This window comes from Bradyrhizobium sp. LeoA1Lang (assembly GCF_055413685.1).
Genome location: NZ_JBVAPG010000147.1, coordinates 1 through 19,884, shown reverse-complemented (window position 1 = coordinate 19,884; position 19,884 = coordinate 1). Strand labels below are relative to the sequence as shown.

19 protein-coding genes, 1 other RNA gene and 1 pseudogene are annotated in these 19,884 nt (G+C 63.9%); 8 read left to right on the top strand and 13 right to left on the bottom strand.

Annotation, left to right across the window (positions count from 1 at the left end):
* Positions 1 to 193, top strand: a 193-nt coding sequence (locus ACZYOF_RS33905; RefSeq protein ID WP_463718493.1) for a hypothetical protein, incomplete at its 5' end; no start/stop codon positions are given.
* Here the strand turns inward: ACZYOF_RS33905 and ACZYOF_RS33900 are convergent.
* The 5 genes from ACZYOF_RS33900 to ffs all read right to left on the bottom strand — a co-directional run bounded on the left by ACZYOF_RS33900 (position 190) and on the right by ffs (position 3,696).
* Positions 190 to 624 (bottom strand): hypothetical protein, encoded by a 435-nt coding sequence (locus ACZYOF_RS33900; RefSeq protein ID WP_130584319.1) that lies wholly within the window; start codon positions 622 to 624, stop codon positions 190 to 192. The two genes, ACZYOF_RS33905 and ACZYOF_RS33900, sit on opposite strands and share 4 nt — an antisense overlap.
* Before the next feature lie 24 nt (positions 625 to 648).
* Positions 649 to 1,254, bottom strand: a complete 606-nt coding sequence (recR, locus tag ACZYOF_RS33895; protein WP_130584318.1) for a recombination mediator RecR — start codon at positions 1,252 to 1,254, stop codon at positions 649 to 651.
* 1 nt (position 1,255) lies between these two features.
* Complete coding sequence (locus ACZYOF_RS33890) at positions 1,256 to 1,576, bottom strand: YbaB/EbfC family nucleoid-associated protein (protein WP_130584317.1); 321 nt, start codon at positions 1,574 to 1,576, stop codon at positions 1,256 to 1,258.
* A gap of 93 nt (positions 1,577 to 1,669) precedes the next feature.
* Positions 1,670 to 3,490 (bottom strand): DNA polymerase III subunit gamma/tau, encoded by a 1,821-nt coding sequence (locus ACZYOF_RS33885; protein WP_282530117.1) that lies wholly within the window; start codon positions 3,488 to 3,490, stop codon positions 1,670 to 1,672.
* Between the two features lie 109 nt (positions 3,491 to 3,599).
* An RNA gene (gene ffs, locus ACZYOF_RS33880) (signal recognition particle sRNA small type) lies at positions 3,600 to 3,696 on the bottom strand.
* Positions 3,697 to 3,972: 276 nt separating this feature from the next.
* On the opposite strand from ffs, the gene ACZYOF_RS33875 reads away from it, so the two are divergent.
* The 3 genes from ACZYOF_RS33875 (at position 3,973) to ACZYOF_RS33865 (ending at position 5,998) form a co-directional block, all read left to right on the top strand.
* Entirely contained in the window at positions 3,973 to 4,398 is a 426-nt protein-coding gene (locus ACZYOF_RS33875) for an HIT domain-containing protein (protein WP_282530118.1), read from the top strand.
* Positions 4,399 to 4,405: 7 nt separating this feature from the next.
* Positions 4,406 to 5,356: an NAD(+) diphosphatase gene (nudC, locus tag ACZYOF_RS33870; RefSeq protein ID WP_282530119.1), complete on the top strand. Its 951-nt coding sequence runs from the start codon at positions 4,406 to 4,408 to the stop codon at positions 5,354 to 5,356.
* 141 nt (positions 5,357 to 5,497) lie between these two features.
* Positions 5,498 to 5,998, top strand: a complete 501-nt coding sequence (locus tag ACZYOF_RS33865; RefSeq protein ID WP_130584054.1) for an Lrp/AsnC family transcriptional regulator — start codon at positions 5,498 to 5,500, stop codon at positions 5,996 to 5,998.
* A gap of 138 nt (positions 5,999 to 6,136) precedes the next feature.
* Here the strand turns inward: ACZYOF_RS33865 and ACZYOF_RS33860 are convergent, their stop codons facing one another.
* From ACZYOF_RS33860 to ACZYOF_RS33835, 6 genes are all read right to left on the bottom strand, one after another.
* A complete protein-coding gene (locus ACZYOF_RS33860) occupies positions 6,137 to 7,636 on the bottom strand; it encodes a phosphomannomutase/phosphoglucomutase (RefSeq protein WP_463718492.1) in 1,500 nt (499 codons plus the stop codon).
* Positions 7,637 to 7,779: 143 nt separating this feature from the next.
* The gene (locus ACZYOF_RS33855; RefSeq protein ID WP_463718491.1) at positions 7,780 to 8,091 is read right to left on the bottom strand and encodes a HepT-like ribonuclease domain-containing protein; all 312 of its coding nucleotides are present in this window, start codon (positions 8,089 to 8,091) and stop codon (positions 7,780 to 7,782) included.
* Positions 8,092 to 8,116: 25 nt separating this feature from the next.
* Positions 8,117 to 8,413, bottom strand: coding sequence for a nucleotidyltransferase family protein (locus ACZYOF_RS33850; RefSeq protein ID WP_463718494.1), 297 nt, complete (start codon positions 8,411 to 8,413; stop codon positions 8,117 to 8,119).
* A gap of 53 nt (positions 8,414 to 8,466) precedes the next feature.
* The gene (locus ACZYOF_RS33845) at positions 8,467 to 8,982 is read right to left on the bottom strand and encodes a TIGR02281 family clan AA aspartic protease (RefSeq protein WP_463718490.1); all 516 of its coding nucleotides are present in this window, start codon (positions 8,980 to 8,982) and stop codon (positions 8,467 to 8,469) included.
* Positions 8,983 to 9,124: 142 nt separating this feature from the next.
* Positions 9,125 to 11,599: an ATP-dependent helicase HrpB gene (gene hrpB / locus ACZYOF_RS33840; protein WP_463718489.1), complete on the bottom strand. Its 2,475-nt coding sequence runs from the start codon at positions 11,597 to 11,599 to the stop codon at positions 9,125 to 9,127.
* Between the two features lie 120 nt (positions 11,600 to 11,719).
* Positions 11,720 to 13,036: a UDP-glucose dehydrogenase family protein gene (locus ACZYOF_RS33835; protein WP_463718488.1), complete on the bottom strand. Its 1,317-nt coding sequence runs from the start codon at positions 13,034 to 13,036 to the stop codon at positions 11,720 to 11,722.
* 179 nt (positions 13,037 to 13,215) lie between these two features.
* Here ACZYOF_RS33835 and ACZYOF_RS33830 point away from each other — a divergent pair, with 179 nt between their 5' ends.
* The 3 genes from ACZYOF_RS33830 to ACZYOF_RS33820 all read left to right on the top strand — a co-directional run bounded on the left by ACZYOF_RS33830 (position 13,216) and on the right by ACZYOF_RS33820 (position 18,260).
* On the top strand, positions 13,216 to 14,280 hold the full coding sequence (locus ACZYOF_RS33830; RefSeq protein WP_463718487.1) for an acyltransferase family protein: 1,065 nt from the start codon (positions 13,216 to 13,218) through the stop codon (positions 14,278 to 14,280).
* Positions 14,281 to 14,469: 189 nt separating this feature from the next.
* Positions 14,470 to 17,511, top strand: coding sequence for a DNA polymerase I (gene polA, locus ACZYOF_RS33825; RefSeq protein ID WP_463718486.1), 3,042 nt, complete (start codon positions 14,470 to 14,472; stop codon positions 17,509 to 17,511).
* A 116-nt stretch (positions 17,512 to 17,627) separates the two neighbouring features.
* A complete protein-coding gene (locus tag ACZYOF_RS33820) occupies positions 17,628 to 18,260 on the top strand; it encodes a LysE family translocator (protein WP_282532524.1) in 633 nt (210 codons plus the stop codon).
* A gap of 125 nt (positions 18,261 to 18,385) precedes the next feature.
* Here ACZYOF_RS33820 and ACZYOF_RS33815 read toward each other — a convergent pair whose 3' ends face one another.
* Complete coding sequence (locus ACZYOF_RS33815) at positions 18,386 to 19,012, bottom strand: glutathione S-transferase family protein (protein WP_463718485.1); 627 nt, start codon at positions 19,010 to 19,012, stop codon at positions 18,386 to 18,388.
* 190 nt (positions 19,013 to 19,202) lie between these two features.
* Between ACZYOF_RS33815 and pyrE the strand changes: the two genes are divergently transcribed.
* A complete protein-coding gene (gene pyrE, locus ACZYOF_RS33810) occupies positions 19,203 to 19,766 on the top strand; it encodes an orotate phosphoribosyltransferase (RefSeq protein ID WP_028168036.1) in 564 nt (187 codons plus the stop codon).
* On the opposite strand, the pseudogene ACZYOF_RS33805 reads toward pyrE, so the two are convergent.
* Positions 19,763 to 19,884 (bottom strand): annotated as a pseudogene (locus ACZYOF_RS33805) (IS481 family transposase); the annotation flags it as partial. The gene pyrE and the pseudogene ACZYOF_RS33805 sit on opposite strands and share 4 nt — an antisense overlap.

Below are 19,884 nucleotides of genomic sequence, written 5' to 3'. Positions count from 1 at the left end.
CCAGAATGCGGCGAACCGCCTCAAGCTTGAACTCTCGGCTGAAAACACGGGGGGATTTGTTGGGCATACGTTCTCCGTTAGAGAACTGTCCCTAATTTCCCGTGTCTCACTTTTGGGGGGCACTCCACGAGGTTGTTTCCCAAGAATCCCGGATTACGCTTCGCTGCATCCGGGCTACGAGGCCAAACCTTAGTGCTTCGTCACCACGCTCCACTTGGTGACCACCGCCTCGCTCATCTGCCCCGCTTCCTGCGCGCAGGCGACTTCGTCGACCTTCACCGAGATTTCCTTGCCGACGAAAGGCCTCAGTTGCGCGGCCTGCGCGTCGTTGGCGGGGACAAGCTGGAACGTCTCAGGACCGGTCTCGAGATTGCACAGCCCGTTCGGCGGCGGCAGGCGGCGCGGTTCGCTGGTAAGCTGATAGGTTGCGATGCGCTTGCCGGCTTTCTTGATGTCGCGGACGCGCAGCGTGTTGAGTTCGCCCGACAGCACCTCGCCGGCATGGATCGGCTTGCCCGGCTTCGGCGCGGCCTCCTCCTCTTGGGCCAGCGCGGCGGGCGCGGCAAGTACCGCTCCCAGAATGACCGCAAAGCACAGGCGAATGCCGAATCGGTGGTTCGTCATCTCGTTCAGTTCCGTTGTGTTTGGCTAGAAAAGCGTTCGCTGCCGCATAGCAGCGGATAGCGTACCTTCATCAAGGTAATCAAGCTCGCCGCCGACCGGCACGCCATGCGCCAGCCGGGTCACTCGGACATTGGCCTCTTGAAGCAGATCGGTGATGTAGTGCGCCGTGGTCTGGCCATCCACGGTTGCATTCAGCGCCAGGATGATCTCGTTCACCTGCGGATCATGCGCGCGCGCCACGAGCTGATCGATGGTGAGATCCTGCGGGCCGACGCCGTCGAGCGGCGACAGCGTCGCGCCAAGGACGTGATAGCGGCCATTGGTCGCGTTCGCCCGTTCCAGCGCCCAGAGATCGGCGACGTCGGCAACCACGACGATGATGGAAGGATCGCGGCGCGGATCGGTGCAGACCGTGCAGGGATTCTGCGTATCGATATTGCCGCAGGTCTTGCAGACCTGGATCTTGTCGATCGCCACCTGCAGCGCCGAGGCCAGCGGCGTCATTAAGGCTTCGCGCTTCTTGATCAGGTGCAGCGCCGCGCGCCGGGCCGAGCGCGGACCGAGGCCCGGCAGCCGCGCCAGAAGCTGGATCAGGCGCTCGATTTCAGGTCCGGCGACGCTTGCGGCCATTTCAGGTGAGACCGAGCCCGGGCGGCAGGCCGAGCCCGCCGGTGAGCGCCTGCATCTTCTCCTGCACCGCGAGTTCCGCCTTACGCCGCGCGTCATTATGCGCAGTGACCAGGAGGTCTTCGAGGATCTCGCGTTCCTCCGGCTTCATCAGCGACGGATCGATCCTGACGCCCTTGACCTCCATCTTCGCGCTCATGCGCACCGCGACGAGGCCGCCGCCGGAAATGCCCTCGACCTCGACGTTGCCGAGTTCTTCCTGCATCGCCTGCATCTTGGACTGCAACTGCGCCGCCTGCTTCATCATGCCGAGAAAATCAGCCATCGGTGGTCCCTTCAATGTGTTCGCGCATGATCTCCGCGCCAACGCTGCGCGTTTGTCGCGAAGGAAAAACCGGCCCCACTCTTCCGGATCATGTTAGTCGTCGCTGTCGCCGCTCTCGATGGGGTCTTCGCCGACAATATCGGTCTCCGCCGGCTCGGCGGCAAGCCTGCGCACCTCGACGACCTTCGCGCCGGGAAAGCGGGCCAGAACCTCCTTCACCCGCGGATCGGCTTCGGCCGCGCGCTCGCGCTGGCTCTTCTCGGCGAGATTTTGCGAGCGAATGGTCGGTTGCCCGGCTTCGTTGGAGACGATCACGGTCCAGCGGCGGCCGGTCCATAGTTCCAGCTTGCGCGAGAGATCGGTGACGAGGCCGCGCGTGGCATGCGGCTCCAGCGCGATTTCGAGCTGTCCGTCCTCGATGCGCACCAGCCGCACATCCGCTTCGAGCGCGCCCTTGGTCATCAAATCGCGTTTCTCGCCGGCGAGCGCGAGAAGCTGCATGAAGCTGGTGATGCGGAGCGCAGGCGCCGATTGCGTCTCGGGCGCCGCAGCCTGCGGTCGCAGCGAGGCCTCCGCGCTGGCGCGGGGCGCCACGACGGAAGCACGCACCGGCGATGACGCGATCGAGGAGACGGGTGCCGATGGCGCAGCCCGCGACGTGGTCGCGCCGCCCGCGACCACCGGCGCCGCGCCGCCGCCGTTCTGCTCGATCATCCTGATGGCTTCGTCCGGCGTCGGCAGGTCGGCGACGTAGGCGATCCGCACCAACACCATCTCGGCGGCGGCGGCCGGACGGGTGGCGGTCTGCACCTCGGCGATGCCCTTGAGCAGCATCTGCCACATCCGCGACAGCACCCGCATCGACAGCTTGGCTGCGAACTCGCGGGCGCGGACGCGCTCGGTCTCGCCGAACGCCACGTTGTCGGCGGTAGCCGGCACGATCTTCACGCGGGTAACGAAATTGACGAATTCGGCGAGGTCGGACAGCACCACGACCGGATCGGCGCCGACATCATATTGCGCGCGGAATTCGGTGAAGGCGGCCGCGATATCGCCGCGCCCCAGCGAATCGAACAGGTCGATCACCCGGGTGCGATCGGCAAGCCCGAGCATCTGCCGCACTTCCTCCGCGCGCACGGTTCCGGCCGCATGCGCGATCGCCTGGTCGAACAACGACAGCGAATCGCGCACCGAGCCCTCCGCGGCGCGCGCGATGATGCCGAGCGCTTCCGGCTCGACCTCGACGCCTTCCTTGGCCGCGATGTTACTGAGATGCTTCATCAGCACATCGGCCTCGACCCGGCGCAGGTCGAAACGCTGGCAGCGCGAGAGCACCGTGACCGGGACTTTGCGGATTTCCGTGGTGGCAAAGACGAACTTGGCGTGCTCCGGCGGCTCTTCGAGCGTTTTCAGGAACGCGTTGAAGGCCGCGGTCGAGAGCATGTGGACTTCGTCGATGATGTAGACCTTGTAGCGGGCGCTCGCCGGTGCATAGCGCACGCTGTCATTGATCTGGCGGACATCGTCGACGCCGGTGTGGGACGCGGCGTCCATCTCCAGCACGTCCATGTGCCGGCTTTCCATGATCGCCTGGCAGTGCAGGCCGAGCACGGGCATCTGGATGCTCGGCCCCTTCACCGATCCGTCGGGCAATTCATAGTTCAGCGCACGGGCCAGAATGCGGGCGGTGGTGGTCTTGCCGACCCCGCGCACCCCGGTCAGGATCCAGGCCTGCGGGATTCGTCCGGTCTCGAACGCGTTCGAGACCGTGCGCACCATGGCCTCTTGGCCGATCAGATCGTCAAAGCTGGAGGGGCGGTATTTGCGCGCCAGCACTCGGTATGGCTTTGCCGCTTCGAAGCCGGCCTGGCCGGCGCCTTCAGCCTGATTCGGGGGAGCGCCAGCGTCGTTCATTGGTCGATCCGCAATTGAATGTCTCTCGGGCCGGCTTTGCGGAAAGGAGCGGGATCAAACGCAAAACCGCGGAACAGCCCGCGCTCTGCGTGATTCGCTCTAAAAACAGGTAGGAGACTGACGAGCGACCCGATCCGGACCTCGTTAGGGCTGCTTCCTTCCGGACCTGACCCGGTTGGCGAGTGGCTCGTCCACCGCCAATCTCCCGATCCCTATTTGGGGCCAAAAGGACCGGAAAGCAAGCCGGTCTTAGCCCCGTCATACCCCGCCACCGAGTCTCGCCTTCGGCGAGCCCGATGACAGGCTCCGGCGGGGTATCCAGTACGCCCGCGCCCTCACGGCTTGAGCACCGCTATCGCGGAATACTGGATCATCCGCTTTCGCGGATGATGACGCCTTGAAATGACGTTGCGAGCGGTGTCCATTTCAGGTCACTTTTGGCCCGACGTCATCGGATCAGCGATGGCCGCACTGGAACCCACATGCCCTCTGACACCTCCGCCTGGTCACTGCACGCACGCCTGAAGGAAGACACCATCGACATCGGCGACCTGCCGCTCTGCCGGGTGCTGGTCATCAAGGATGCCAATTACCCCTGGCTGTTGTTGGTGCCGCGCCGCGCGGGCGCGGTGGAGATCATCGACCTTGAGGAGGTCGAGCAGGCGCAGCTCATGACCGAGATCACCCGCGTCGCGCGCGCCCTGAAAGAAATCACCAAATGCGACAAGCTGAACATCGCAGCGCTCGGCAATGCGGTGCCGCAGCTTCACGTTCACATCATCGCGCGCCGTACCACGGACACCGCTTGGCCGCGGCCGGTATGGGGTGTGGTGCCGCCGCTGGCGCATGATGCCGAAGAAGTGCAGAATTTCATCAGCGCGCTTCGCCGCAAGATCTGGTTGGGTTGAAGAATAGATGTCAGCATTCAATAACTTTCCGCTGGGGCAGCCGGCCTTCGTCACCAATGTTCTCGACCGCGCCGCGCATCTGCGTCTCAATGAGGAGAAGCTGTTCGCGCTGGAAAGCCGCGGCGACGCCCGCGCTTACGTGATCTACCGCGACTCGCTGGTGGTGAAGCAGGAGGAAAGCGGCCCGCGGGCGCTGCTTTCGGTCGAGGAGGCGCTGAAATTCGGCGCCAATCCAGGCACGGTGTTCCTGGGACTGCGCGATGGCGCGCCGGTATTCGGCATGGGCATTGCGCCGCAGGCAGCGGAAAATCTGGTTGGCCGCAGCGATGTCGCTGTTACCGAACTGCGCGGCATGGCGATGCAGGGCACCGTCCCACCCGACCAGCTCTCGGCGATCGCGATGGCAAAATCCATGGTGACCTGGCACCAGCGCCACGGCTTTTGCGCCAATTGCGGCGCGCGTACCGCGATGAAGGAGGGCGGCTGGAAGCGCGTATGCCCGAGCTGCAAGGCCGAGCATTTTCCGCGCACCGATCCTGTTGTCATCATGCTGGTGACCCACGGCGACAGATGCCTGCTCGGCCGCCAGAAGCAATTCCCTCCAGGCATGTATTCCTGCCTCGCGGGTTTCGTCGAAGCCGCCGAGACCATCGAGGACGCGGTCCGGCGCGAGATCTTCGAGGAGTCGGGAATCCGCTGCACCGAGGTCAATTATTACATGACGCAGCCCTGGCCCTATCCATCATCCCTGATGATCGGATGCACCGCGCGCGCAACCAATGAGGAGATCATCGTCGACCGCACCGAGCTCGAGGATGCGCGCTGGTTCGATCGTGCGGAAGCGACCTTGATGCTCAAGCGGCAGCATCCCGATGGCCTGGCTGGTCCACATCCTTTCGCCATAGCCCATCATCTGGTCGGACGTTGGCTGCATGGGGGAGACGTCGCGGGCGCATAGTGCCCCCGCAACACACTGAAGTTGAACAGTTTTTGGGGCAGGACCAGAGCGCTCGCCCGGTCGAGAGCAGCCAATAGGCTTGCTTTAGAAGATTTTTCTATATATGAGGGATTTAACCTCCTCATATGGAACTTTCTTCTCATGACCGAGCTCGCCGTATCGCTGCATGACGCCAACCGCCGGCTTGACGCCATTGACCGCAAAATCCTGACCGTGCTGCAGGAGGACGCTTCTCTCTCGGTTGCCGAGATCGGCGATCGGGTCGGCCTGTCCTCCACTCCTTGCTGGAAGCGCATCCAGCGGCTCGAGGCGGATGGCGTGATCCTGCGCCGGGTCGCCCTGGTCGACCAGAACAAGATCGGGCTCGGCATCACCGTGTTCGTGTCGGTCGAGAGCTCCGACCATTCCGAGGCCTGGCTGCGCAAATTCGCTGACGCGGTGAGCGCCATGCCTGAAGTGATGGAGTTCTATCGGATGGCCGGCGACGTCGACTACATGCTGCGCGTCGTCGTCGCGGACATGTCGAGCTATGACATCTTCTACAAGAAGCTGATCAGCGCCGTGCCACTGAAGAACGTCACCTCGCGCTTTGCGATGGAGAAGATCAAGTCGGTGACCGCGCTGCCGGTGCCGGCGGCGTAGAAGAGGATTGCCTCACTCGAGCCGCTGCTACAAGTCGTCATACGCGGGCTTGACCCGCGTATCCATCGATCTTCGCAAAGAGTCCCTTTCCGGATGGATTGCCGGGTCAAGCCCGGCAATGACGAGGTGAAGACGTTCTCAAATCTTCTGATTGTACTCGCCGACCTCCGGATGCGTGCGCAGCACGCTATCCACGGTCTCGAACATGTCGCGCATGCGCTGCTCGCTGACCGGGCTTTCGACCACCACCACGAGCTCCGGCTTGTTGGAGGAGGCGCGCACCAGGCCCCAGCTCCCGTCCTCGACCGTGACGCGCACGCCGTTGACGGTGACGAGATCGCGGATCGCCTGGCCGCCGATCTTGGCGCCCTGCTTTTGCAAACCCTCAAAGTGCTTCACCACGGCGTCGACCACGCCGTATTTGGCCTCGTCGGCGCAATGCGGCGACATGGTCGGCGACGACCAGGTCTTGGGCAGCGCGTTCTTCAGGTCGGCCATCGACTTGCCGGGCGCGCGGTCGAGCATCTCGCAGATCGCGATCGCCGAAACCAGGCCGTCGTCATAGCCGCGGCCGAACGGCTTGTTGAAGAAGAAGTGGCCGGACTTCTCGAAGCCGGCGAGCGCGCCGAGCTCGTTGGTGCGGCGCTTCATGTAGGAGTGGCCGGTCTTCCAGTACGCGGTCTTCGCGCCCTGCTTTTGCAGGATCGGATCGGTCATGAACAGCCCGGTCGACTTCACGTCGACCACGAATTGCGCATCCTTGTGGATCGCCGACATGTCGCGCGCCAGCATCACGCCGACCTTGTCGGCGAAGATCTCCTCGCCGGTGTTGTCGACCACGCCGCAGCGGTCGCCGTCGCCATCGAAGCCGAGACCGACATCGGCCTTGTGCTGCAAGACCGCATCGCGGATCGCGTGCAGCATCTCCATGTCTTCCGGGTTCGGATTGTATTTCGGAAAGGTATGGTCGAGCTCGGTGTCGAGCGGGATCACCTCGCAGCCGATCTTCTCCAGCACCTGCGGCGCAAACGCGCCGGCGGTGCCGTTGCCGCAGGCGGCCACCACCTTGAGCTTGCGCGTCAGCTTCGCCCGGTCGGTGAGGTCGGCGATGTAGCGCGCCGGAAAATTCTCGTGGAATTGATACGCGCCGCCGGCCGTGTTGTTGAAGCTGGCGCCGAGCACGATCTCCTTCAATCGCGTCATCTCGTCGGGGCCGAAGGTCAGCGGGCGGTTGGCGCCCATCTTGACCCCGGTCCAGCCATTGTCGTTGTGGGAGGCGGTGACCATCGCGACGCAGGGCACGTCGAGGTCGAACTGCGCGAAATAGGCCATCGGCGTCACCGCCAGCCCGATGTCGTGCACCTTGCAGCCCGCAGCCATCAGGCCGGAGATCAACGCATATTTGATCGAGGCGGAATAGCCGCGGAAATCGTGGCCGGTCACGATCTCCTGCTTGACGCCGAGTTCCGCGATCAGCGCGCCGAGCCCCATGCCCAGCGCCTGCACGCCCATCAAATTGATTTCCTTGCCGAACAGCCAGCGCGCGTCATATTCGCGAAACCCGGTCGGCTTCACCATCGGTTCGGATTCGAAGGCATAAGTGTTCGGAACAAGAACGGGCTTGGGCTTGGGGAACATCTTGTGACGGCCTCGCGAGAGCGTGATGGTCAATGCTGCAGCCAATAGCCAAAGGCGGACTGCGGCGAAAGGTGGGATTGGGCGCTATTGGCTGACAATTGCGGCGGATTTGTTGGCCGGACAATGCCTCGTTCCGAAGGCACCTATTCCTGAAGGCGCGAAATTTCTATCTCGATCACGACTCTTAGCGGCGGCAGCGCACACTCGACGGTGTCCCATACAACTCTAGCCGCCACATCCTCATAATCGTGACGGTAAACGTTGCCGGCTCCTGCCATCTTCTTCCACGCGATCCCGAGATGTCGAGCTTTCAAATCTTCCGGCAAACGTCGTGAGGCTTCGGAGATGATCTCGAGACAGCGAGTGACCGCGTAGACTGTCCGTATGTCATCGACAAAAGTCTCGCGATCGAAGCCCTGAACAAAATTCGTGGCCAAATCGATGTGGTGCAACATATCGAGGAGTACGACGTCCGTCCGCTCAGAAGGCATAGATGGCGTCAGCAGTTGCCGTGGGCCGCACGTAAGATTTGAGGGCTTCGCGATTTACAACGTCGACCGGCTCATCAAACAGGCCCGCGATGTATTCCTTCAGCTCTACATAATCGAAAATGGTAATACGTGCGTCAGGATCGATCTCGATCATGATATCGATGTCGCTGCCTGCGCCGTTATCGCCCCGAGCCACCGAGCCGAATAGCGCAGCGTGCCTTACCCCGCGTTTGCGCAGGTCCCCCTCAGAGCGTCGCAAGATATCGATGGCTTCGGAACTGTTCATGGCGATCATATAGCACGCAGCAATCGCCACCGGGAGGGGTCGTCGAGCCAGCCTTACTGCTCCAGCACCAGCCTGCCGTTGGCGTATTCAAAACGCTTCAGCTTGGACAGGAAGGACAGGCCGAGCAGGTTTTCGGAGAGCGCTTCATCGGGCAGCACCATGGCGTCGACGTCGCGGACGATGAGGCCGCCGAGATCGATCATGGCGAGGCGGATGCGCGCGGCCTTGATGGTGCCGTTGGCAGTGGTGACGGTCGCGGTGTAGTCGCCGCGGGACGGGCGCAGGCCAAAGCGCGCGGCCGATTTCTCATTCAGCGCAACAAGAGATGCGCCGGTGTCGACCATGAAGTCAATGCGCTGGCCGTCGATGCGGCCGTCCGTCGCAAAATGTCCGCGGGAGTCGCGGGGAATGCTCAGCGTGCGGCCGCCGCCCTGCGGCACGGTCTGAACGGGGATACTCTTCGAAGCGGTCGTGGCGGACGCGGAAGCCGGCGTCATCTTGTCCGCCATCTGCGCCATGAAGCTGCCGAGGCCGATCAGGATGGCGGCGAAGATCATTATGTTACGCATGACGCCACGCACATTTCCGGGAACTGGCCGATTTCACCACGCCATCGGCCAAGTCGCGACCGACAGCGGCGATGGAGCCTGCCATTTTCGCGAAAAGGATGAGTGAAGCGTTAACGGCAAGCGGCAATCGCACGGGTGCGGATTACGTCCCGCGCGGCTTGGCCCGGCGCGTCGGCACGGCGGTGGCCGGGTCTTCCGGCCAGGGGTGCTTCGGGTAGCGCCCGCGCAGATCGGCGCGGACCGCGGCGTAGCTGCCGCGCCAGAAGCCCGGCAGATCCCGTGTCACCTGCACCGGGCGCTGCGCCGGCGAGAGCAATTCCAGCACCAGCGGCACGGCGCCCTTGGCGATCGACGGATGGGTGTTGAGCCCGAACAACTCCTGCAGCCGGACCGCGATGGTCGGGCCCTGCTCGGCCTCGTAGTCGATCGCAAGCTGGCTGCCGGTCGGCGCCTCGAAATGGGTCGGCGCCTCCTGCTCCAGCCGGGCACGCAGATTCCAGGGCAACAGCACCATCAGCGCATCCGAGAGATCGCCGGCCAAGAACTCCTTCAGCGAGGTCTTGTCGTAAAGCGCCGGCACCAGCCAGGCCTCGCGCTCCCGCACCAGCGCCTCATCGGACAAGTCCGGCCAGCTATCGCCTTCGGCCTTGCGCAGGAACATCACGCGGTCGCGCCATTGCTTCAGGTTTTTCGACCACGGCAGCTTGTCGAGACCTGCGGCGATCAAGCCGTCGGCGAGCACGCGTGCGGTCTCCGCGGAGGGTGACAGCGCCAGCGGCGCTTCCGAGAGCGTGATCGCGTGCAGCGTGCGCTTGCGCCGCGCGCGCAGCGCCATCGCACTGCGGTCGAACGAAATGTCTTCCGTGGTCCCGATCTCACTTGCGAAACGCAGCTCGATCTCTTCCGGCGTGATCGGCGCCGCCAACAGGATCCGGCCGCTCGCCGCCGTGCCGGTCAACTCTCCGACCGCGATATAGGATGAACGCGCAAGTGAAGACGTCTGCTCGACGCTGGCGCCGCGGCCGTTGGCGAGCACAAAGCTGCCATTGCCGCGGTTGCGCGCGACGCGATCAGGAAAGGCGAAGGCCAGCATCGTGCCGGTGGAGAGCTCGCCCGTGGCCTCGGACGTTTTCGGCGAAGTCACCTGCGAGGCCCAGCGCTGCGCGAGGCTGCGCGCGCTCGAGGCGCGCTGCGAGCGGTCGCGACGGAACTGATCGAGCCTGACATCGAGATCGACGCTGTCGCCGCCTAGCCCGCGTTCGGTGAGCACCGCTGCGATCTCTGCGGCTCCTGCCGCCGCGCCAAACCGCGCCGAATCCACGATCATGCGGGCGAGCCGCGGCGGCAGCGCCAGCGCACGCAGGCTGTTGCCTTCCGCCGTGATCCGGCCGTCGACATCGAGCGCGCCGAGTTCGCGCAGCAGCACGCTTGCTTCGTTCCAGGCAGGCGCGGGCGGCGGATCAAGGAAAGCAAGGCCGGAAGCGTCGCTTACGCCCCATTGTGCGAGGTCGAGCACCAGCGAGGACAAGTCGGCGGAGAGGATTTCCGGCTGGGTGTAGGGGGCGAGCGAGGCCGTCTGCGGCTCGTCCCAGAGCCGGTAACAGACGCCGGGCTCGGTACGGCCGGCACGGCCGCGACGCTGGTCGACCGCGGCGCGCGAAGCGCGCACAGTTTCCAGGCGCGTCAGGGCGATGTCGGGCTCATAGCGCGGCACGCGCGACATGCCGGAATCCACGACAATGCGGACACCCTCGATGGTCAGCGAGGTCTCGGCGATCGAGGTCGCCAGCACCACCTTGCGGTGACCTTTGGGCGCCGGCGCGATGGCGCGATCCTGAACGCTGGCGTCGAGCGCGCCGAACAGCGGCACGATTTCGATCGCGGCGTCATGGATGCGCTCTTCGAGAAAATTCTGCGTGCGGCGGATCTCGGCGGCGCCCGGCAGGAACGCCAGCACCGAGCCGGGGTCGGCGCGAAGGGCAGTCGCGATCGCGTCCGCCATCTGCCGCTCAAACGGAACGTCCACTTTGCGGCCGAGATAGCGTGTCTCGACCGGAAAGGCGCGGCCTTCACTCTCCACGACGGGAGCATCACCAAGCAGCTTTGCGACACGGGCGCCGTCGAGCGTTGCCGACATCACGAGCAGGCGAAGATCCTCACGCAAGCCCTGTTGCGCATCACGCGCCAGCGCAAGCCCCAAATCGGCATCAAGCGAACGCTCATGAAATTCATCGAACAGGACTGCGGCAATGCCAGCGAGTTCGGGATCGTTGAGGATCTGGCGCGAGAAGATGCCTTCGGTGACGACCTCGATGCGGGTTGCGCGCGATACTTTCGAGCCGAAGCGGACGCGATAGCCGACGGTCTCGCCGACCCGCTCGCCAAGCGTCTGCGCCATCCGCTCTGCACTGGCGCGGGCCGCGATTCGCCGCGGCTCCAGCACGATGATCTTCTTGCCCTTAGTCCAGGGCTCGTCGAGCAGCGCCAGCGGCACCCGCGTGGTCTTGCCGGCGCCGGGCGGCGCGACGAGCACGGCCGTGTTCTTCGCTGCAAGCGTCGTCGCGAGCTCGGGGAGCACTGCGTCGATTGGAAGTGGGGTGTCGAAATGACGGGGCACGGTCTCACTACTTCGTCATGCCCGGGCTTGTCCCGGGCATCCACGTCTCTCTTGTCAAAAAGGAGAAAACATAACGTGGATGGCCGGGACAAGCCCGGCCATGACGAAAGGTAATGTTCATCAAACCAGTGGTTCGGGTGCGCGGCCAACGCTCTCATAGCTGAAGCCATGCGCGGCCATGTCCTCGGGGCGGTAGATATTCCGCAGGTCGACCACGACCGGCTGCCGCAACAGGCTCTTCAGCCGCTCCAGGTCGAGCGTGCGGTACTGCACCCACTCGGTGACGACGACCATGGCATCGGCGCCGGTCACGCATTCATAGGGATCATCGCAATATTCGATATCCGGCTGCTCCTTGCGCGCCTGCTCGATGCCGACAGGATCATGCGCCCGCACTTTCGCGCCCATGTCCAAGAGGCCGGTGACGATCGGGATCGACGGCGCCTCCCGCATGTCGTCGGTCTCCGGCTTGAAGGTAAGGCCGAGCACGGCGACCGTCTTGCCGCGCAAATTGCCGGCGAGGTTGACGACCTTGCGTGCCATCGCGCGCTTGCGGTTGTCGTTGACGCCGAGCACGGCCTCCACGATGCGCAGATTCACGTCGTGGTCCTGCGCGATCTTGATCAGCGCGCGGGTGTCCTTGGGGAAGCAGGAGCCGCCGAAGCCGGGGCCGGCATGCAGGAACTTGGAGCCGATGCGGTTGTCGAGGCCGATGCCGCGCGCGACTTCCTGGACGTCGGCGCCGACTTTTTCGGAGAGATCGGCGATCTCGTTGATGAAGGTGATCTTGGTCGCGAGGAATGCGTTCGCGGCGTATTTGATCAGCTCCGCCGTCCGCCGCGCCGTGTACATCAGCGGCGCCTGATTGAGTGACAGCGGCCGGTAGACATCGCCGAGCACTTTCCGCGCGCGCTCATCGGAAGTGCCGACCACGATGCGGTCCGGGAACTTGAAGTCGCGGATCGCGGCGCCCTCGCGCAGGAATTCCGGATTGGAGGCGACCGCGACATCGGCGGCCGGGTTGGCTTCGCGGATCAGGCGCTCGACCTCGTCACCGGTGCCAACCGGCACGGTCGATTTGGTCACCACCACCGTGAAGCCTTTGAGCGCACCGGCGATCTCGCGGGCGGCGGCATAGACGTAAGAGAGGTCGGCATGGCCGTCGCCGCGCCGCGACGGCGTGCCGACCGCGATGAAGACCGCGTCGGCCTCGGCGACCGGGTCCCTCAGATCCGTGGTGAAGTCGAGCCGCCTGGCCTTCACATTGGAAGCAACGAGGGCGTCCAGCCCCGGCTCGAAGATCGGGATTTCGCCGCGGCGAAGGGCGTTGATCTTCTCGACATCCTTGTCCACGCAGGTGACGTGGTGTCCGAAATCCGCAAAACACGCGCCGGACACCAGTCCCACATAACCCGTGCCAATCATGGCGATGCGCATGAAACCACCCGCTTGCTATCGTTAACGATTCCGCAACTCCGGTCAGCGTCTTAGAACATTTGCCGGCCAGGAGGAAACGGCAAAAAGCAGGCACGAGCGGCATGTCATTTGTATGAATAAAGGCGATAGCAACCGATCCGGCCGAAGATGCACCAAATGCGCGCCGAAACAGGACAGTCATGACCGCAAACGGGACAACCTCCGCGAGCCTGCGTTCCGCCGCATCGCCGGACGGGCGCGTCGATTGGGTGGACTACGCCAAGGGCATCTGCATCGTCATGGTCGTGATGATGCATTCGGTCCTGGGAGTGGAGGCCGCCGCCGGCGAGACCGGCTTCATGCATGCGGTCGTGACGTTCGCAAAGCCGTTCCGGATGCCGGATTTCTTCCTGATTTCGGGCCTGTTCCTCTCGCTCGTGATCGACCGTGACTGGCGCACCTATCTCGATCGCAAGGTCGTCCACTTCGCCTATTTCTATGTGCTGTGGGTGACGATCCAGTTCGCGTTCAAGGCGCCGGCCTTTGCCGCCGAGACGAGTTGGAGCCACACCGGCTATCTCTATCTCGAATCCTTCATCGAGCCGTTCGGCACGCTGTGGTTCATCTATCTGCTTCCGATCTTCTTTGTCGTCACAAAACTGACACGCAATCTGCCGCCGCTCGCGATTCTGGCGCTGGCCGCCGGCCTTGAGATGGCGCATGTCGTGACTGGCTGGACCGTGATCGACGAATTCTGCGCGCGCTTCGTCTATTTCTATGCCGGCTATCTCTTTGCGCCCTACGTCTTCAAACTGTCGAAACGCGCACGTTCCGCGCCGATGTTGGTGCTGACCGGGCTCGCGCTATGGATGCTGGTCAATGGCACCCTGGTGATCGCGGGGGTGAGTGAATGGCCGCTTGTTTCACTTGCTCTGGGATTTGCGGGCGCGTTTGCCATCGTCGTCACCGGGACGCTGCTGGCGCGGATGAAGTGGCTCACCGCCTTGCGCTTCTGCGGCGAGCATTCCATCGTGATCTATCTCGCCTTCTTCCTGCCGATGGTGATCGCCCGCGTCGGCCTCTTGCGCAGCGGTGTGATCCACGACATCGGTCTGATCTCGCTGCTCGTCACCATCACCGGCCTCATCGGCTCGCTGGTGATCTGGCGCGTGGCGCTCGCACTCCGTGCCAACTTCCTGTTCGAGCGCCCCGCCACGTTCTGGATCGCACCGAAGAAAGCAGCAGTATTGCAGGCCGCGGAGTAGCACACCGCCGTCATTGCCCGGCTTGGCCGGCCAATCCAGTATGCGGCGACCTCTCCGCATGCCTCGACCGCTCTGGAATACTGGATCATCCGCCTTCGCGGATGATGACAGCGGGGATAGCCGTGTCAGCGGACCAAAATTCCGCACCTCAAGGCTGTCATTTGCTGCAAAAATCCCTAAATTTCGGCCATGCCGAAATCAGCCTCCAAGACCTCAGCCAAGACAGAACCCAAAGCCGCCCCCAAGCCTGTTGCCACCAAGGCTCCGGCCAAGGGCCACCATGTGTTCCTGGTCGACGGTTCCTCCTACATCTTCCGCGCCTACCACGCGCTGCCGCCGCTGAACCGCAAGTCCGACGGGCTGCAGGTCAATGCCGTGCTCGGCTTCTGCAACATGCTGTGGAAGCTCTTGCGCGAGATGCCCGAGGACAACCGGCCGACCCACCTCGCCATCGTCTTCGACAAGTCCGAGATCACCTTCCGCAACAAAATCTATCCCGACTACAAGGCGCACCGGCCGCCGGCGCCCGACGACCTGATCCCACAATTCGCGCTGATCCGCGAGGCGGTGCGCGCCTTCGACCTGCCCTGCCTGGAACAGGTCGGCTTTGAGGCGGACGACCTCATCGCGACCTATGTCCGGATCGCCGCCGAGCGCGGCGCGAGCGCGACGATCGTGTCCTCCGACAAGGACCTGATGCAGCTCGTGACAGACGGCATCACCATGTACGACACCATGAAGGATCGCCGTATCGGCATTCCAGAGGTGATCGAGAAGTTCGGCGTGCCGCCGGAAAAGGTGGTCGAGGTGCAGGCCCTGGCCGGCGATTCCACCGATAACGTGCCGGGCGTCCCCGGCATTGGCGTCAAGACCGCGGCGCAGCTCATCATCGAATATGGCGATCTCGAATCCCTGCTCACCCGCGCCGGCGAGATCAAGCAGCCGAAGCGGCGCGAGGCGCTGGTCGAGAATGCCGAGAAGGCGCGTATTTCGAGGCAGCTCGTGCTGCTCGACGACAAGGTCGAGCTCGAAGTGCCGCTCGACGATCTTGCCGTGCATGAGCTCGATCCGCGCCGGCTGATCGCCTTCCTGAAGGCGATGGAGTTTTCGACGCTGACCCGCCGCGTCGCCGAATACGGGCAGATCGACCCGTCCGATATCGAGCCCGATCCCGGCAACAAGAGCGGCGCGAGCGTGTTTACACCATTGCCGCCCTCGGGCGTCGAGCCCGCGCCGGGTCCCGGCGGGTCCACGCAGCCCGCGCCTGCCGCCAAAGAGCGCAACAAGCCCGCGGGCAAGGAGGACAAGGCCTCCAGCCTCAAGGGCACGCCGATCGCGCTGGCGGAAGCGCGCGCCGAGGCCGCGCGCAAGACGAAAATCGATCGCAGCAAATACCAGACCATCAAGAGCCTCGATCAGCTCAACGCGTTGATCGCGCGAATTCACGATACCGGCCATGTCGCGGTCCAGGCGAAGGCGAATTCGATCGATCCGATGCAGGCGGAAATCTCTGGCATCGCGCTGGCGCTCGGCCCGGATGACGCCGCCTACATCCCGCTCGCCCACAAGCAGGCGGGCGGCGGCAGCGGGCTGTTCGACGCAGGCCTGGCACCGGACCAGATCAAGTTCGAGCAGGCGATCGAAGCCTTGCGGCCGATCTTGGAGTCGCAGGGCATCCTGAAGGTCAGCTTCGACGTCAAGTTCAACGCGGTGATGCTGGCGCAAGCCGGCATCACGCTGCGCAACTTTGACGATGCGCAGTTGATCTCCTACGTGCTCGATGCCGGGCGCGGGTCACATGCACTGGAATCGCTGGCCGAGCGCTGGCTCGGGCACGCCGTGATCGCCGAGAACGAACTCGTCGGCAGCGGCAAGAACAAGCTGACGTTTGACCAGGTCGCGATCGACAAGGCGACCGAGCACTGCGCCGAGAGCGCCGACGTGATCCTACGGCTGTGGCGCGTATTGAAGCCGCGCCTGGTCGCGGAGCGGATGGCGACCGTCTATGAGACGCTGGAGCGGCCGCTGGTTTCGGTGCTCGCGCGGATGGAGCGGCGCGGCATCTCGATCGACCGCCAGGTGCTGTCGCGGCTGTCAGGCGATTTCGCCCAGACCGCGGCGCGCGTCGAGGCCGAGATCCAGCAGATCGCGGGCGAGCCGATCAATGTCGGCAGCCCGAAGCAGATCGGCGACATCCTGTTCGGCAAGATGGGACTGCCCGGCGGCACCAAGACCAAGACCGGAGCGTGGTCGACGACGGCGCAGGTGCTGGACGACCTCGCCGAGCAGGGCTACGAATTCCCGAAGAAGATCCTGGAGTGGCGGCAGGTCTCGAAGCTGAAATCGACCTATACCGACGCGCTGCCGACCTACGTCAATCCGCAGACCCACCGCGTCCACACCACCTATGCGCTGGCGGCGACCACGACGGGCCGGCTGTCGTCGAACGAACCGAACCTGCAGAACATCCCCGTGCGTACCGAGGACGGCAGGAAGATCCGCCGCGCCTTTGTCGCGACGCCCGGGCACAAGCTGGTATCGGCTGATTATTCGCAGATCGAGCTGCGCCTGCTCGCGGAAATCGCCGACATCCCCGTGCTGAAGCAGGCGTTCCGCGACGGCCTCGACATTCACGCCATGACCGCATCCGAAATGTTCGGCGTGCCGATCAAGGACATGCCGAGCGAAGTGCGCCGCCGCGCCAAGGCGATCAATTTCGGCATCATCTACGGCATCTCGGCCTTCGGCCTCGCCAACCAGCTCGGCATCGCGCGTGAAGAGGCTTCCGCTTACATCAGGAAATATTTCGAGCGCTTCCCGGGCATCCGCGCCTATATGGACGAGACCAAGGATTTCTGCCGCCGCAATGGCTATGTCACCACGCTGTTCGGCCGCAAATGCTACTACCCTGATATCAAGGCCAGCAACGCCTCGGTCCGCGCCTTCAACGAGCGCGCCGCGATCAACGCCCGCCTGCAGGGCTCCGCCGCCGACATCATCCGCCGCGCCATGACCCGCATCGAAGGAGCGCTCGCCGAGAAGAAGCTTTCAGCGCAGATGCTCTTGCAGGTGCATGACGAACTGATCTTCGAGGTCCCCGACGAGGAAGTCGCTGCGACCCTGCCCGTCGTGCAGCATGTGATGCAGGACGCGCCATTCCCGGCCGTGATCCTGTCGCTGCCGCTGCAGGTCGACGCCCGCGCCGCCAACAATTGGGACGAGGCGCATTGAGCTCTCTCCGTCGTCGCCCGTCCGGACGACGACAGCAAAAATGCTCTCGGAGCAATTGCGCAATGGAATCGCGGCACGACGCACGTTAGAAACGTGCATCCTCCCGCGAGTTCCTGATGCCCCACACCTCCGCTTTGCTCGGTTTTGCGCTGCTCTCGTTCGGCATGGTGCTGACGCCGGGGCCGAACATGATCTACCTGATTTCGCGTTCGATCACACAGGGACCGGCGGCGGGGATTGTGTCCCTCGGCGGGGTGGCGCTCGGCTTCGTGTTCTACATGCTATCAGCGGCGTTCGGCATCACCGCGCTGTTGTTCGCGATTCCCTACGCCTATGACGCGCTGCGCTTTGCCGGCGCGGCCTATCTGTTGTGGCTGGCGTGGCAGGCGCTGAAGCCCGGCGGGCGTTCGCCGTTCCAGGTGAAGAAGCTGCAGGTCGACAGCCCCCGGAAGCTGTTCGCGATGGGATTTGTCACCAACCTGCTGAATCCGAAGATCGCGATGCTCTATCTGGCGCTCTTGCCGCAGTTCATCGATCCCACGGGCAGCGTGCTGACGCAGTCGCTCGCGCTCGGCGCGATCCAGATCGCGATCAGCGTCAGCGTGAATGCGATGATCGCGCTCGCCGCCGGCTCGATCGCGCTGTTCCTCGGCACGCGGCCGGCCTGGCTGCTGCTGCAACGCTGGCTGATGGGCACCGTCCTGGCGGGGCTCGCGATGAAGATGGCGTTCGAGGCGCGGAGAGCGTGAGCTATTAGAAGGCCGTCATGCCCCGCGCAGGCGGGGCATCCAGTACGCGGTGAACTCTCGGCTTAATCGCAGACGTCTCTGGAATACTGGATCACCCGCCTTCGCCGGTGATGACAGAAAGAGCATCAATCCAGCTTCGCTTCCATGCCGCGCTTCACGCCGGGACGGGCCATCAGCTTGTTGTACCAGCGCTCGACATTGGGAAAATCACCGAGATTGACCTTGTGCCGCGGGTGGCGCCAGGCCCAGCCGAGGATGGCGAAATCGGCTACCGACAGATCGTCGGCGACGAAGTCGCGGCCTTCGAGCCGGCGGTTCAGCACGCCGTAGAGGCGAAGCGTCTCGGTCATGAAGCGCTTCAGGCCGTAGGCGCGGTCCTGCTCGCTCTCGAGCGCGATGAAATGGTGCACTTGCCCCGGCATCGGCCCAAAACCGCCCATCTGCCACATCAGCCATTCATAGACGGGGATGCGCTCGATCAAGGGCTTGGGTAGGAACTTTCCGGTCTTCTCGCCGAGATAGAGCAGGATCGCGCCCGATTCGAATACGCTGACCCGCTTGCCGCCGGGGCCGTCCGGGTCGACGATTGCGGGAATCTTGTTGTTCGGGCTGATTTCGAGGAAGGCCGGCGCCATCTGCTCGCCCTTGGTGATGTTCACCGGGAACACTTGGTAAGGCAGCCCCATCTCCTCTAGCGCAACCGAGATTTTGCGGCCATTCGGCGTGTTCCAGGTGTGCAGCTCGATGGTCATTTTCGCTTCCCCCACAATCGTTTGAGGCATCCCTAGCGCGGAACCGGACACCGTTACAACCAGCCTTTGCGAATATGGATCCGCGCCAGATGCGACGCGGGGCGTTGTTGACGGGAAGCTTTCGGCGCTGGAATCTCGCCACGACCGCCGATAGATTGCGCGCCACCGTAAACGACCCGGAAAGCCGCCTTTGTCCAAATCAGCCGCCCGCGCCCGCCTCGCCGAGATCATCCGTAAGCGCTCTTTCGGGCGCGGCGAGATCACGCTGGCCTCGGGCCGCAAGAGCGATTTCTATTTCAACCTCAAGCCGACGATGCTGGATCCCGAGGGCGCCGCATTGCTTGCCGAGCTCACTTATGAAGCGCTGAAAGACGACAATCTTGATTTCGTCGGTGGGTTGGAGATGGGCGCCGTACCGCTCGCGGGCGCGATCGCGCAGCTCTCCTGGATCAAGGGCCATCCGATCGCGGCCTTCTTCGTGCGCAAGAAGCCGAAGGAACATGGTGCGAAGCTTGCGGTTGAGGGACTTGCCAAAGGCGAGACGCTGCAAGGCAAGCGCATCGTGATCGTCGAGGATGTCACCACCACCGGCGGCTCGGCGATGAAGGCGGTGGAGGCCGTGCGCGAGGCCGGCGGCGAGGTCGCGCTGGTCTTCACCATGGTCGACCGCGAGGAAGGCGCAACAGAAACGTTCGCGGAAGCCGGCCTGCCGTTCCGCTCGTTGTACAAAGCGGGCGAGTTCCTGAAGAGCTAGATGTGGAGCCTCAAGAGGTTGTCCTCGGTGAGACCGAGTCTGCTGATCGGCGTTTGAGATTTTATACCGCCGTGAGGCCGATGCCAGTTGTATTGGTGCAGCCAGATCGGAAGCTCGT